The sequence below is a fragment of the Neisseria sp. N95_16 genome, assembly GCF_002551535.2.
In the GTDB taxonomy this organism is placed as follows: Bacteria; Pseudomonadota; Gammaproteobacteria; order Burkholderiales; family Neisseriaceae; genus Neisseria; species Neisseria brasiliensis.
Genome location: NZ_PDBT02000063.1, coordinates 1 through 14,905 on the forward strand (window position 1 = coordinate 1; position 14,905 = coordinate 14,905).

At 49.4% G+C, this 14,905-nt stretch carries 11 protein-coding genes; 6 read left to right on the forward strand and 5 right to left on the reverse strand.

Annotation, left to right across the window (positions count from 1 at the left end; all coding sequences use genetic code 11):
• Together CRG49_RS13935 and ilvE are read right to left on the reverse strand one after the other, a co-directional pair.
• Positions 1-171, reverse strand: a 171-nt coding sequence (locus CRG49_RS13935; RefSeq protein ID WP_157807888.1) for a helix-turn-helix domain-containing protein, incomplete at its 3' end; no start/stop codon positions are given.
• Positions 172-284: 113 nt separating this feature from the next.
• On the reverse strand, positions 285-1,283 hold the full coding sequence (gene ilvE / locus CRG49_RS09840; protein WP_095503779.1) for a branched-chain-amino-acid transaminase: 999 nt from the start codon (positions 1,281-1,283) through the stop codon (positions 285-287).
• A 537-nt stretch (positions 1,284-1,820) separates the two neighbouring features.
• Between ilvE and CRG49_RS09845 the strand changes: the two genes are divergently transcribed.
• Both CRG49_RS09845 and lapB read left to right on the forward strand, forming a co-directional pair.
• Entirely contained in the window at positions 1,821-2,156 is a 336-nt protein-coding gene (locus CRG49_RS09845; RefSeq protein ID WP_095503780.1) for a lipopolysaccharide assembly LapA domain-containing protein, read from the forward strand.
• An 8-nt stretch (positions 2,157-2,164) separates the two neighbouring features.
• Positions 2,165-3,334 carry a lipopolysaccharide assembly protein LapB gene (gene lapB, locus CRG49_RS09850; RefSeq protein WP_095503781.1) on the forward strand — a complete coding sequence of 390 codons (1,170 nt, stop codon included), beginning with the start codon at positions 2,165-2,167 and terminating at the stop codon, positions 3,332-3,334.
• A gap of 63 nt (positions 3,335-3,397) precedes the next feature.
• On the opposite strand, the gene CRG49_RS09855 is transcribed toward lapB, so the two are convergent.
• Complete coding sequence (locus tag CRG49_RS09855) at positions 3,398-4,192, reverse strand: thymidylate synthase (RefSeq protein WP_095503782.1); 795 nt, start codon at positions 4,190-4,192, stop codon at positions 3,398-3,400.
• Positions 4,193-4,611: 419 nt separating this feature from the next.
• On the opposite strand from CRG49_RS09855, the gene gdhA reads away from it, so the two are divergent.
• Positions 4,612-5,949: an NADP-specific glutamate dehydrogenase gene (gene gdhA, locus CRG49_RS09860; RefSeq protein ID WP_095503787.1), complete on the forward strand. Its 1,338-nt coding sequence runs from the start codon at positions 4,612-4,614 to the stop codon at positions 5,947-5,949.
• Between the two features lie 87 nt (positions 5,950-6,036).
• Here the strand turns inward: gdhA and CRG49_RS09865 are convergent, their stop codons facing one another.
• Complete coding sequence (locus CRG49_RS09865) at positions 6,037-6,531, reverse strand: DMP19 family protein (RefSeq protein WP_095503783.1); 495 nt, start codon at positions 6,529-6,531, stop codon at positions 6,037-6,039.
• A 142-nt stretch (positions 6,532-6,673) separates the two neighbouring features.
• Here CRG49_RS09865 and CRG49_RS09870 point away from each other — a divergent pair, with 142 nt between their 5' ends.
• Complete coding sequence (locus CRG49_RS09870) at positions 6,674-8,143, forward strand: YdiU family protein (protein ID WP_095503784.1); 1,470 nt, start codon at positions 6,674-6,676, stop codon at positions 8,141-8,143.
• 278 nt (positions 8,144-8,421) lie between these two features.
• Here the strand turns inward: CRG49_RS09870 and smc are convergent, their stop codons facing one another.
• The gene (smc, locus tag CRG49_RS09875; RefSeq protein WP_095503785.1) at positions 8,422-11,913 is read right to left on the reverse strand and encodes a chromosome segregation protein SMC; all 3,492 of its coding nucleotides are present in this window, start codon (positions 11,911-11,913) and stop codon (positions 8,422-8,424) included.
• Positions 11,914-12,405: 492 nt separating this feature from the next.
• Here smc and CRG49_RS09880 point away from each other — a divergent pair, with 492 nt between their 5' ends.
• Positions 12,406-13,302, forward strand: a complete 897-nt coding sequence (locus tag CRG49_RS09880; protein WP_095503786.1) for an OmpA family protein — start codon at positions 12,406-12,408, stop codon at positions 13,300-13,302.
• A gap of 22 nt (positions 13,303-13,324) precedes the next feature.
• A partial coding sequence (locus CRG49_RS09885) for an Ig-like domain-containing protein (RefSeq protein WP_198515156.1) occupies positions 13,325-14,905 on the forward strand: 1,581 nt, incomplete at its 3' end.

The window sequence follows — 14,905 nt, forward strand, 5'->3', positions numbered from 1 at the left end:
CTGTTGTGCTTTTCGGTAACAGTAGGTTCCGTTGACGGAATGCCGTCTGATTTCCCGACTGACGGTGGCGGGATGACAACCGATGTTCTGTGCGATTTGGTTTAGGGGTAGGTTGCGGTAATGTCTGGAAATGTAGTATCTTTGGTGTGAGGTCAGTTGTGTGTAGGCCATATTGCAATCTTTCTTGTCAGGAAAGGCAGTATACTACCGCATACTGGCCTTTTCTGTTATTGGAAATTGCACTTGTTAGGCGAATGTAAGGGCCTTTATTCATGATGCAATAATTAGCACACTTCAACCAACCAGCCGTGTTTGTCTTCGGCCAAACCGTATTGGATGTCGGTGATGGCTTTGCGGATGGCGGTGCCGCGCGCTTGGCTTTGCACTTCGATTTCTTTGCCGTTAATCACGAATGAAGTCACCGGTGAGATCACGGCGGCGGTGCCGGTCAGGATGGCTTCGGCGCCGTTTTCAATCATGGTTTGCAATTCGTCAACGGTGAAGTTGCGCTCGGTCACTGTGTAGCCCAAGTCTTTGACTACGGTCAACACTGAATCGCGGGTCACGCCGTGCAGGAATTCGTCGGTCAGCGGTTTGGTCACCAATTCGTCGCCGTTGATGACGATGAAGTTGGAGGCACCGGTTTCCTGTACGTCGCCGTTCGGGCAGAACAAAACTTGTGCCGCGCCGTGTTCTTCTTTCGCTTTCAACACCCAAGGCATGGCCGAAGCGTAGTTACCGCCGCATTTTACGCGACCCATGTGCGGGGCGCAGCGGATGTGTTCGGTTTCGACCAAAATTTTCACCGGCGAACCCATTTTGAAGTAGTCGCCCACCGGAGAAGCCAAGATATACAGCAGCGCGGTTTGCGATGGTGAACCGGCTTTGCCGATAATCGGGTCGGTGCCGATTAAGGTTGGGCGCAGGTATAAGGCGGCAGGTGCATCGGGGATTTCATCAGCGGCACGTTTTACCAATTCGATCAACGCATCCAAATAAGCTTCGGTTTCCGGTTTCGGCAAGTGCAGGATTTCTGCGCTTTGCTGCATGCGGGCGATGTTGGCAGTCGGGCGGAACATCACGATTTTCCCGTCAGCCTGACGGAAAGCTTTTAAACCTTCAAAACACTCGCTGCCATAGTGCAGGGCGTGCGCACCTGCCGGAATGGTCAAATCGCTTGAAGGCTGCCATTTGACTGGCTGCCATTGGTCGTCTGTAAATTCGATTACCGGCATTTCGGCGTGAAATACGCTGCCGAATACGGCTGGAACGGGTCTGCTCATGATAGTGCCTTTCTTATTCTTAAATGGTGTCAATTCGATAGATTAAAGGCTAAACAATACGCCTGTCGATATGGTTTTGGCAAGTGGAGAAAAGCGGATTTTTCATGCAAATTTTTGGCTGCCAAGATGGCAGAAGCCGAGCAGTCGGGCAATGTGTGGAAAACGGTTTGCTAAATTGTCAGCAATTAATGGTGAATAAAGGCCGAGACCTTTGCAAAATTTCGTGACTACCAATAAAAACCAAAGCCGTCGTCATTCCCGCGCAGGCGGGAATCCATCTTAGTGCTTAAGAAACCTTTTTATTCAATAGGTTTCTTGGATTGCAAATGGATTCCCGCCTGCGCGGGAATGACGGCGGTTATGTATGTTCTGGTATTCGGATGAGTTTTGCAAAAGTTGTAGGCCGTCTGTAAAGTACAGATGACGAACCTTTCTGCATGGTGCCGTTCTATCCTAAACCGAATAAATCGTTTAAACTTACACAGGATTATTTTCAGACGGCCTTATCCGCTTAGGCCGCATGAACGGAGACTTATCATGAAGATTGTTTACTTGATTATTAAAATTTTGATTTTGCTGGTGTTCTTACTATTGGCAGTGAGCAATACCCAAGTGGTGTCGTTTTTCTACCTGCCGGGGCAGAGCGTAGAAGTGCCGCTGATTGCGGTGTTGTTCGGCGCATTTGTGGTGGGCATTGTATTCGGTATGTTTGCGCTGTTTGGCCGTTTGCTCGGTTTGCGCAGCGAAGCCAACCGCCTGCGTGCCGAAGTGAAAAAACACGGCCGCATGACCGAGCAAGATATTCAGAAAGCCACGCCGACTGTGCCGGCGACCACAACCACACCGACCACAACTGACCTGATGCAGAAATAAGGATACGCATGGATAACGAATTATGGGTCATTTTGCTGCCGATTATCCTGTTGCCGGTGTTTTTTGCGATGGGCTGGTTTGCCGCGCGTGTGGACATGAAAACGGTGTTGAAACAGGCCAAAAGCATTCCGACCGGTTTCTATAGAAGCTTGGATGCGCTGGTTGACCGCAACAATGGCCGCGCTGCCCGAGAATTGGCTGAAGTGGTCGATCAGCAGCCGCAGTCTTACGATTTGAACCTGACCTTGGGCAAGCTTTACCGCCAGCGCGGTGAGAACGACAAGGCCATCACTATGCACCAAGCTTTGCTCGAATCACCTGATACGGTCAACGAAAAGCGCGAACGCGTGTTGTTTGAATTGGCACAAAACTACCAAAGCGCCGGTTTGGTTGACCGCGCCGAACAAATCTTCATCGGCTTGCTCGAAGGCGACATGGCGCGTGAAGCCCGCCACCATCTGATGAGCATTTACCAGCAAGACCGCGATTGGGCGAAAGCCATCGAAATGGCGCAATTGTTGAGCCATAACGAGCAGACTTATCAATTTGAGATTGCGCAGTTTTATTGCGAAATTGCCCACGGTGCGCTGTTTAAATCCAATTTTGACGTGGCGCGCTACAACGTGCAAAAAGCCTTGGAAGCGAATAAAAAATGTACCCGCGCGAATATGATTTTGGGTGACATCGAAGCCAAGCAGGGCAACTTTGCTGCTGCGGTGGAAGCCTACGGCGCGATTGAGCAGCAAAACCACTCATATTTGAGCATGGTCGGCGAGAAGATGTATGAAGCTTATGCCGCCCAAGGCCAGCAAGAAGAAGGTTTGAACCGCTTAATCGGCTACATGAAAACCTTCCCTGATTTAGACTTGATTAACGTCATCTACGAAAAAGCCTTATTGCTCAAAGGGGAAGCGGAAGCTGCCGCATTGGCCGTGGAATTGGTGCGCCAAAAACCGGATTTAAACGGCGTGTACCGTTTGCTCGGTTTAAAGCTGAGCGACATGCCGGCGGAATGGAAAGGCGATGCCGATATGATGCGCGCCGTGGTTGGCCGTCAATTACAAAAAAGCGTGATGTACCGCTGCCGCAATTGTCATTTCAAATCGCAGGTGTTTTTCTGGCATTGTCCGGCGTGTAACAAATGGGAAACCTTCACGCCGAATCGTATTGAAGTGTAAGTATTTAAATAATAAAGGCCGTCTGAAAAATATTTTTCAGACGGCCTTTTGATATGAAAGGCTTTACACGGCCACCGCCGCTTTAATATGCGGATGCGGATCGTAATCCACCAATTCAAAATCTTCAAAGGTGAATGCAAACAAATCTTTCACATCCGGATTGATTTTCATGGTCGGGAGCGGACGTGTATCACGGCTCAATTGCAGTTCGGCTTGTTCAAAGTGGTTGCTGTAAAGGTGGGCATCGCCGAAAGTATGGATAAATTCGCTTGCCTCCAAACCGCACACCTGTGCCACCATCATGGTCAGCAAGGCGTAGCTGGCAATGTTGAACGGCACGCCCAAGAAAATATCGGCGCTGCGTTGGTAGAGCTGGCAGGAAAGTTTGCCGTCGGCCACATAAAATTGAAACAGCGCATGGCAGGGTGGCAGAGCCATTTCATCAACCAAAGCCGGATTCCACGCCGAAACAATTAAGCGGCGGCTGTCGGGATTTTTTTTGATTTGTTCCACTACATTGGCGATTTGGTCGATGTGGCGGCCATCGGGTGCCGGCCAGCTGCGCCATTGATAGCCGTAAACCGGACCTAAGTCGCCGTTTTCATCGGCCCATTCGTCCCAAATCGATACATTATTGTCTTTCAGGTATTTGATGTTGGTGTCGCCTTTGAGAAACCACAGCAATTCATGAATGATGGAGCGCAGGTGCAGCTTTTTGGTGGTCAAAAGCGGAAAGCCTTGGCTTAAATCGAAGCGCATTTGGTGGCCGAACACAGAGCGCGTGCCAGTGCCGGTACGGTCGGATTTGTCGGTGCCCTGTTCGAGAACACGGCGCATGAGGTCGTGATAGGTTTTCATGGGGATTCCTTATGTTTGAATGGCTGTCATTTTAGCATTTCAGACGGCCTGATGCATGGGAATTGAATTGACTCGTTAAATAGCCGATTAAATAAGATTAAATTACAGCCAAAACTCATCAAATTGTTGACAAAATTTTGCCCTGTATCAATTTTGATGGAAATTTACACAATAAATTTTGGAAAAGTAGTTTTTTAATTACAGATTATAATTTTATTTTTTATTTAAATTTTGAATAAATATTGCTGATATATTTTTATTTATTGATATAAAATTTTTGTAAACAAAAATTCATTCAAAATAATGTCAACAATTTTACAAAAAAATACTTGGCAGCAAAAAAAAATAAGGTTATATTTCATCCCATAAATTTCCTACTTTTGGATGAATTCCCATCCGATTATTTTTTGGAGCGTACCATGACCGATTTAAATGCCTTGTTCGATAAACTGAAAAAGAACAACCCTAACCAAGAGCCGTTTCACCAAGCGGTAGAAGAAGTATTCGAAAGCTTGAAACCTTTCTTGAAAGACAACCCTAAATACACCCAGCAAAACCTGCTGGAGCGCATTGTTGAGCCTGAGCGTGTGGTGATGTTCCGCGTGACTTGGGTGGACGATAAAGGTGAAGTGCAAGTCAACCGCGGCTACCGCATTCAAATGAACTCTGCCATCGGCCCTTACAAAGGCGGTTTGCGCTTCCACCCGACTGTTGACTTGGGCGTGTTGAAATTCTTGGCTTTCGAACAAGTGTTCAAAAATGCCTTGACCACCTTGCCGATGGGCGGTGGTAAAGGTGGTTCGGATTTTGACCCTAAAGGTAAATCTGACGCTGAAGTGATGCGCTTCTGCCAAGCCTTCATGACCGAACTCTACCGCCACATCGGCCCGAACACCGACGTACCGGCCGGCGACATCGGCGTGGGCGGCCGCGAAATCGGTTTTTTGTATGGCCAATACAAAAAAATCCGCAACGAATTCGCTTCTGTGTTGACCGGTAAAGGTTTAACTTGGGGCGGCAGCTTGATTCGCCCGGAAGCCACCGGCTACGGCTGCGTGTATTTCGCACAATTCATGTTGGAAGCCAACAACGACAGCATGAAAGACAAAACCGTATTGATTTCCGGTTCAGGCAATGTTGCGCAATATGCGGCTGAAAAATCGATTCAATTGGGCGCGAAAGTGCTGACCGTTTCTGATTCCAACGGTTTCGTTCAATTTGCCGACAGTGGTATGACCGAAGCGCAATTGGCTGCCTTGATCGAATTGAAAGAAGTGCGCCGCGAGCGTTTGTCTGTGTACGCCAAAGAACAAGGCCTGCAATACTTCGAAGGTCAAAAACCTTGGGGCGTGGCTGCCGATGTGGCACTGCCTTGTGCGACTCAAAACGAATTGGATGAAGAAGCAGCCAAAACCTTGTTGGCCAACGGTTGTAAAGTGGTTGCCGAAGGCGCCAACATGCCGTCAACTTTGGGTGCAGTAAAACAATTCTTGGATGCGAAAATCCTGTACGCACCGGGCAAAGCATCGAACGCCGGTGGTGTAGCGACTTCTGGTTTGGAAATGAGCCAAAATGCCATCCGCCTGTGCTGGACGCGTGAAGAAGTGGATAAAAACCTGTTCAACATCATGAAAGACATCCACGAAAACTGTGTGAAATACGGCAAACGTGAAGACGGCAGCGTGAACTACGTTGACGGCGCAAACATTGCTGGTTTCGTGAAAGTGGCTGACGCGATGTTGGCACAAGGTATCTAATCGTTTTGTGATGTAAAGTCGTAAAATGAATCAAAGGCCGTCTGAAGTTTCAGACGGCCTTTGATTTTATTACCTTATTTTGATGGTTTAATCTTCGATAACGGCAAACTTGTCCCAATTGGCCTGCACGTAAGCCACAGCGGCGGCCATGTCTTCATCGGCGGTTTCGTAGTATTCGCCATCGAGTTCTTCAAAGTCGGTAAACTTGGCGCGGATATCGTCTAACGGCGTTTCCGCTTCGGCCAGTTGCTCGATTTCTTTGCCGTATTTTGCATACAGCGCTTTGGCTTTGTCTAATATTTTCGGTGTCGGTTTAATCCGCCAGCGGCGCAAGCTGTCGGCGACGGGATTGAGAAAAATGTATTCGCCGTAACCTGCCGCGATGAGTTGCACAAAGCCACCTTCCTGCACTTGGCTGTCGAGATAGCAATAGGCGGTTAAGGTGTGCTGCTCGTCGTTTAAAGAAGCCATGTCTTCATCACCGTTTTGCGCGGTGTGGTCGAGATAGGCTGCGCTTAAGGTGTAGAGAAACTCGGCGGGGTCGTTGGGATTGAGTTCGTCGCGTTGGAATAAAGTGGTCATGTCAGGCCGTCTGAAAAAATGGGAATGAGCACATTATAAGAAAACGGGCAGGGTTGGGGAATAGGGATAATGGTTCAGACGGCCTGATTTATTCGTCCTCTTAAATGTGTTATCGTGAGGCTATTATATAAAGGAAACCACCATGCACACACTTCCCCTGAAAGCAGCGCGTTTTGCCACGCTGCCCAACACATTTTACAGCACGGTCAAACCCGAGCCGTTGAATCAGCCGTATTGGATTGCGGTAAACGACACCTTGCTGAAAGAATTAAACATGCCGTCTGAAAACTTTCAGACGGCCTCAAACCTTGCGTATCTTTCCGGCAGCGCGGCGGAATATCAGCCGCAGCCCATTGCAACGGTGTACAGCGGCCATCAATTCGGCGGCTACACACCGCGTCTGGGTGACGGGCGCGCCTTGTTGCTGGGCGAAACGCTGGATAAGCATGGCAAGGCATGGGAATGGCAGTTGAAAGGCGCGGGCAAAACGCCGTATTCACGTTTTGCCGACGGTAGGGCGGTGTTGCGTTCGAGCGTGCGCGAATATTTGTGTTCCGAAGCCATGCACGGCCTGAAGATTCCGACCACGCGCGCCTTGGCTTTGGTCGGCAGCGATGACGAAGTGTACCGCGAAACGGTGGAAACCGCCGCCGTGGTCACCCGCATTGCACCGAGTTTTATCCGCTTCGGCCACTTTGAATATTTTTTCTACACCGGTCGCGAAGCCGAGCTGAAAACGCTGGCCGATTTTGTGATAGACCATGATTACCCCGAATGCCGCAAAGCCGACAATCCTTATCTGGCTATGCTGCAAGCGGTGGCTGAGCGAACTGCCGAAACCGTTGCTGCGTGGCAGAGTGTCGGCTTTTGTCACGGCGTGATGAATACCGACAACATGTCGATACTCGGTCTGACCATCGATTACGGCCCGTTTGGCTTTATGGAAGGCTACGACCGCCGCCACGTCTGCAATCATTCCGACCACGAAGGCCGCTATGCCTATCACGCTCAGCCTTACATCGCACATTGGAATCTGGCGGCTTTGGCCAATTGCTTTGAATCTTTGGTGCCGGAAAATGAACTCAACGATTTATTGGAACAATGGCCGGACACCTTTCAGACGGCCTATCTCAAACGCATGCGCCCAAAACTCGGTTTGCTGACCGAGCAGGCAGATGATGCGGAATTGATTGCCGATATGTTTGCCGCGCTGCAAGATAAAAAAGTCGATTTCACTTTGTTTTTCAGAAAGCTAAGTGAAGTTAGCAATGTGCATGATGACGCGTTGCCGTCTGAATTAATGGCCTTGTTTGGTGAGCAGAATCCGCAATTATTTATCCGCTGGGTCGGCCGCTACCGCCAACGCCTGCGTGCCGAAAACAACGACCATGCAGCCCGTAAATTGCGCATGGGTCAGGCTAATCCGCTGTATGTGTTGCGCAATTATCTGGCGCAACAAGCCATCGAGTTGGCCAAGCGTGGTGACTACCGCGAAATCGAACGCCTGCGCCGCTGCTTAGAAAATCCGTTTGACGAGCGGCTGGAGTTTGCCGATTTCGCCCAGCCTGCGCCGGAATGGGCGGAGGGGATTGCGGTGAGTTGCTCGAGTTAAAATAACAAGGCCGAGACCTTTGCAAAACTGATGAATCATTAATAAAAACCAAAACTGCCTTCATTCCCGCGCAGGCGGGAATCCATTTTTCAGCATGATAAGCTATTGGATAAAATAGGTTTCTTAAATTTTGAGATGGATTCCCGCCTGCGCGGGAATGACGTCGATTTTGTATGTGCAAGCTTTTTAAAGGAGTTTTGCAAAGGTATCAGGCTTCATGTAAAAGGCCGTCTGAAACGAGTATTTGGTTTCAGACGGCCTTTTTATTCAATCATTTATCAAGCTGGTTCGGCCATTTGCAGCGCTTGTTGGATGTCTACCGACACAATCCGCGACACGCCTTTTTCCTGCATGGTCACGCCGACAAGTTGTTCGGCCATTTCCATGGTCAGGCGGTTGTGCGAGATGTAGAGGAACTGGGTTTGCGCCGACATTTCCTTCACCAGATTGCAGAAGCGCGAGGTGTTGGCATCATCGAGTGGCGCATCCACTTCGTCGAGCAGGCAGAACGGCGCGGGGTTGAGGCTGAACAGGGCAAACACCAAGCTCATGGCGGTAAGAGCCTTTTCGCCGCCGGAGAGCAGGTGGATGGTGCTGTTTTTCTTGCCGGGCGGGCGCGCCATGATTGACACGCCGGCAGTAAGCAGGTCGTCGCCAATCATTTTCAGCACCGCTTCGCCGCCGCCAAACAGGGTCGGGAAGAAGGTTTGCACTTTTTCGTTGACCGCATCGAAAGTTTCTTTGAAACGCGCTTTGGTTTTGTCGTCGATTTGGCCGATGGCTTCTTCAAGCAGGTCAATCGCGGCTTGTACGTCTTCACTTTGGCTGCGGTAATAATTGTCGCGTTCGCGTGCTTCTTCCAATTCTTGCAAGGCGGCGAGGTTGACTGCGCCCAAGGCTTCAATTTGCTGCGCGAGACTGCCGATTTGGTTGTTCAACACGTTCAGACGGCCTGCTTCTTTGGCCAAGGTTTCCAATTGCGCCAAATCGGCGTTGCGTTCGGTCAGGTTTTGGTGGAAACGTTTGGCGTTAATCAGGGCTTCCTGCTGCTGGAGCAAGGCGGTTTGGGTGGCGGCCTGAAGCTGCGGCAATTTGGCCTGCAAGGTTTGCTGACGGGCATATTGTTCACGGCCTTGTGCTTGGGTTTGGTTCAAGGCTTCCTGCAACACGGCGTATTCTTCATCGAGCGTTTGCACGGCTTCGCTCAATTCTTCGAGCTTGATGTGCTGCTCGTCATCCTGCATTTCGCTTTCGTAGGCCAGCGCCAATTCCTGCTGGCGTTCCTGTAAATCCAAAGTTTGTTCGTCTAAGCGCGTAAGCTGCTGTTGCAGATTGTGTTTTTGTTGTTGCAGCTTGTGCGCGGCTACTTCAGCCAAACCGTAGCGGCGGTTGGCTTCAAGCAGGGAGAGTTGCGCCTGTTTCAGACGGCCTTGCCGGCTTTGGCGGTCGGCGTAAAGGCTGTGTTGCTGGTGTTCCAATTCGGCAACAGCTTCGAGCAGAGCGGCGATGTCGTCTTCGAGGCCGTCTGAAGACTGGCTCAGAATCATTTGCTCTTCTTCAAGTTGCGCCAATTCCTGCGTGATGTGCTCGCGGCGGATTTGGCCTTGGTTGGTGCGTGCCAACAATTCGGCGGCACGCTGCTGCGCTTGGTGGTATTGCTGGGTGTGTTGTTTTTGCTGTTGGGTCAGGTTTTTATGATGGTTTTCAGCGGCTTGCAACGCAGCTTGCGCTTGGTCACGGGTTTGTTCGACAGCGGCCAGTTGCGGTGCGGTTTGGGCGAGTTCGGTGGTGAGTTCGTCCAAACGGGCTTTCTGCGCAATCAGGTTTTCCTGCGCGGGTTTGGCGTAAAGCAACACGCTGACTTTATCGACCTGATGGCCTTCGGGCGTGAGCCAGATTTGCTGGCCGCTCAAATCGTTTTGATGGGCAAGGGCGTAATCCAAATTCGGGGCGCACAATATGCCATCGAGCCAATGATGCAAGGCCGTCTGAAAAGGTGGCTGGGCTTGGATTTGGTTCAACAAGGCTTGCGCAGGCAGTGATTTTTTCAAGCCACCGGTCAGTTTGTCGCTCAACCATGCGGCCTGACTGCTTGGCAAGGGTGAAGGCGGGTTGAAAGTATCGGGCACGGCGCGCGCGTGCAGGCGTTCGGCCAGTATCACGCTCAAGGCATGCTGCCAATCGGCCGGTGCGCTGATGTGTTGCCACAGTTGCGGCGCGTTGTCATGCGTGGTGTTTTGCCAAAAGTCAGCGGCTTCTTGCGTTTGCGCCAATAATTGCGATAAGGCCTGTTGTTGGGCTTGCAGGGTGATGTGTTGTTGCTGCAAGGTTTGGCAATGATTCGAGGCCGTCTGAAAACCATCGCGCAGGGTGATTAATTGTTCTTCGGCGGCAAGGATTTGTTCTTCGTAATGCTCTTGCTGGCTTTGTAATAAAGCGGCTTGCTCTTGCGCGGCGGTGGTTTCGCTGTCGTCGGGCAGGTTTAAGGCTTGGCTTTCCTGTTTTAGACGGCCTTTGCGTGTTTCATGCTGCTGAACGGTTTGTTTGGCGTGGGCAAGCTGTTGCTGCTTCAGAGCCAATTCGCGTTTGATGCGGCCGGTTTCGTCTTGCTGGGCTTGGTAGGCGGCATTGAGCGCGGCTTGGGCTTCTTCCAATTCGGGCAGTTGGGCTTCGTACTCGGCCACTTGCATGGCGAGTTCGGCCAGCTCGATTTGTTTTTCTTCGTTTTGAATGTCGGTGTCTTCAAGCTGGGCGCGGATTTGCTGCTGCTCTTGGTGAATGCGCTGCAATTGCGCTTGCGCGGCTTGGCGGTCGCGTTCGATGCGCTGGCTCAGGCTGCGTTGGTGGCGCATTTGTTCTTCCAAACGGGCAATCTGCTCGCGCAATACGCCGCGGCGGTTGCTCAAATCATGCACGCTTTGCTGCTGCGCTTGTTCGGCAGCCTGCAGGGCGTGTACTTCGTCCATCAGGGTTTGGATTTGCGCGGCGGTTTCGTCTTGCTGCGCTTGCAACGATTGGTGTTGCGCGGTGGCTTTGTCGGCGGTGGCGAGCGATTGCTGCCATTGGGTGTAATCGAGCAAATCCTGCTGCTGGTTGAGTTGGGCAGTGAGGGCTTTGTAGCACTCGGCGGTCTCGGCCTGTTTTTCCAGCTTTTCAACCTGACGCGCCAATTCGTTTTGTAAGTCGCTCAAGCGCTGCAAATGTTCGCGCGTGTCTTTCAGACGGCCTTCGGTTTCTTTGCGACGCTCTTTATATTTGGATACGCCCGCCGCTTCTTCTATATAAGCACGCAATTCTTCCGGTCGCGCTTCGATGATGCGTGAAATCATGCCTTGTTCAATCACAGCATATCCGCGCGCGCCCACGCCGGTGCCCAAAAATAAATCGGTAATGTCGCGGCGGCGCACCACTTGGTTATTGATGTAGTAAGTGGAATCGCCTTGACGGGTAAGCTGGCGCTTGATGCTGACTTCAGCATACTGCCCCCACGCGCCTTGCAGGGTGTGGTCACTGTTGTCAAACACCAATTCTACCGAAGCGCGAGGTGCAGGACGTCGGGTAGCTGCACCGTTAAAAATCACGTCCTGCATGCTTTCGCCGCGCAATTGTTTGGCGGAAGCCTCACCCAACACCCAGCGCACGGCATCAATCACATTCGATTTGCCGCAGCCGTTGGGGCCAATTACAGCAACCAGTTGGCCCGGTAGATGAATGGTGGTCGGGTCGGTAAAGGATTTGAAGCCGGAGAGTTTGATATGGGTCAGGCGCATGATTTTCTTAGAAAATGGGTGAAAACAAAGGCGGTATTTTAACGGAAATCAACTAAATTTTTGCGGGTTTTGAGAAATTAAATGCTCTAAAAGTAGAGTTTTGCCAGATTTTATATTTAATTGAAATGGTGTTGTTTAAACGCTGCAAATTAAATAATTAGAACAGAATGGTTACGCTTATAGATTATTTAGGATTTTAATAAATTTATATAAAACAAGTATTTATCAAATTAGTCGAAGTGTTAAATAATGTTGTCAAAATGATAATGCCAAGTTGGTATTTAATACCTGTCGTCTGATTAATTTACCGTTAATATTCAATAGAAATATTACTCACTTGAAGCGTATATCATATGGTTTGAGGGTTAATATCAGGCAAGTAGTAGATGTTTGTTATGACTAATAAATAATAATTTTGCGCGCTTTTATGGGTTAGTAGATTCGCGTTTTGAAAAATTTAAACCATTATAATCAAATAAATAGGAGCTTAAAATGCTAAAGTTTCGTAGCTTGTTATGGGGGTTGTTGCCAGTAACCATGTTGGTTGGTTGTGCGCATCAACAAAAAGAAACGTGGGTTGACACAACTGAAACCGTTTACAGTACCGATGTGCCGGAAGGTCGCTCTTCAGTGGTGTTCTACCGACAAGCCAATGCATTGGAAGGATCTACTGTGAATATTTACGTAAATGGTGAATATTCAGGATCTTTGCAGCCTAATGCTTACCGTCAAGAATTGATTTGTGCACAAAACCAAAAATTCTTTGCGGACTTTACTCGCCAAGACGCAGCATACTATAAAAAAGCCAATTCAGGTGATTACTACAATCTGCCTGAATCCACAGTTTCTTTCTTTAAAGTTGTCGATAATGGCCGCGGTCAACCTGTTCTACAAAGCGTGACACCTGAGCAAGCTGAAGCAGAAATGAAAGGTGTAAAACGTCAAAATCACACATTATCCCGTGTGGTCAGTCCTGCTAAATGTGCGCAAGTGTTGAAGAAATACAATTTGGAAGCTTCTGCATTATTTAAATTTGACCGTTCCGACTATAAAGACATGTTGGAAAAAGGTAAACAAGAAATCGCTGCCGTATCTGCAGATATTCGTGAAAACAAAGCCAAAGTAAACAGCATTGAAGTTATTGGTCATACCGATCCAGAAGGTAAACCAGCTTATAACCAAGGCTTGTCTGTTCGTCGTGCTGAGACTGTAAAACGTGCGTTGGGTGAAAGCGGTTTGGATACTAACCTGATTTCTGCTCAAGGCCGTGGCACTCAAGAATTGCTGATCAACGACTGCCGCAAACGTTTCCCTACAAACGCCAAGGCTCGTAAGGAATGTGACCAACCTAACCGTCGTGTAGAAATCATTCTACACGGTGAGAAATAATTAACTATAAAAGGTACTTAAAATGTCTAAAAACATTACGTTAAAAATCAATAACGCTAAAGAAACCGTCGAAACCGTTCAATTTCAGACGGCCTCTGGTGAAGTATTGCGCATTCCTGCTCAAGCCAAGGTGAACTACCAGTTTATCGATGAGGCGACTCAATTTGGTCCTGAAAATATCATGACCAAGCGTGTCGGTGATAACTTGGAAGTGGCTTTTGAAGGTTCTGATATCAGCAATCCTGACCTGATTATTGAAGGTTACTACTCAAGCGAAACCGATGCTTCTAAGAGCAGCCTATTAATCGGTCAACACGAAAACGGCGGTATGTATCCATACGTTCCAGAAAGTGCTGAACCTGCTGATGCCGTGACGATGTTGGCTGAAGAAGTTGAGGCAGGCCAAGCTTTGGGCGGTGAAATCATTAACAGCTTGTGGGCGCCAAATCCTTTGTGGTTGTTGGCATTGTTGCCACTGGGTGCAGCAGCTGCGGCACTCGCGAAAAATGATGACGATGATAAAGACAATAAAGCGTTTATTACCGTTGATGCGCCTAATGATCCTTCTAATGCCAAGCCTACCATTACTGGCACCGTTGATGATGTAGAGCCGGGTCAAGTAGTGACTTTGACCATTACCGATTCTAATGGTGATACTCAAATTGTGACCACTACTGTGCAAGAAGACAGCACTTATTCAGTTGAAGTGCCGAATGAATTGCCTGATGGTCCATATCGTGTTGACGCTGTTGTAGCGGATAAAGCTGGCAATGTTGCCAAAGCAAGCGACTCAAGCGTAATCGATGCAGTTGTATCGCTGACTGTAGATGCGCCGGATGAGGTTTCAACCGACAATACACCTGAAATTACTGGTACTTCTGATGCGATTGGTCAAATCGTTACTTTGACGATTACGGATTCTGAAGGTGTGACGCATACCTTGACTGTGCCGGTAAATGAAGAAGGCGAATATTTTATCCAGGTGCCTGATGAGTTGCCTGATGGTAAATACACTGTTGAAGCAACGGTATCTAATCCTGCTGGCAAAACGGCTACTGCAACAGATGAAGGCGAAATTGACACAACTGCGGTGATTACGGTTGACGCGCCAGATTTGACTAATGACAACACACCTTTGATTACCGGTACCACTACCGACGTAGAAGAAGGCCAAGTGGTGACATTGACCATTACCGACGCGAACGGCGAGACCCAAGTGGTGACCACGACTGTGAAAGCAGACGGCACGTACGAAGTTGAAGTACCGAACGAATTGCCGGACGGTAACTACACCGTTGATGCCAAAGTGACCGACAAAGCCGGTAACGAAGCCGAAGCCCGTGACGACAACGGTGGGAAAGGTAACGTCATCGATACGACTGCACCGGTGATCACCGTAGACGTACCAGAAACCGGTAACGACACCACACCGACCATTACCGGTACGACTGACGCACCGGAAGGTTCAATCGTGACCCTGACGGTGACTGATGCCAATGGTGAAACCCAAGTGGTGACCACCACTGTGAAAGCAGACGGCACATACGAAGTGGATGTACCGAACGAATTGCCGGAAGGCGAAGTGAGCGTTGTGGCTGAAGTT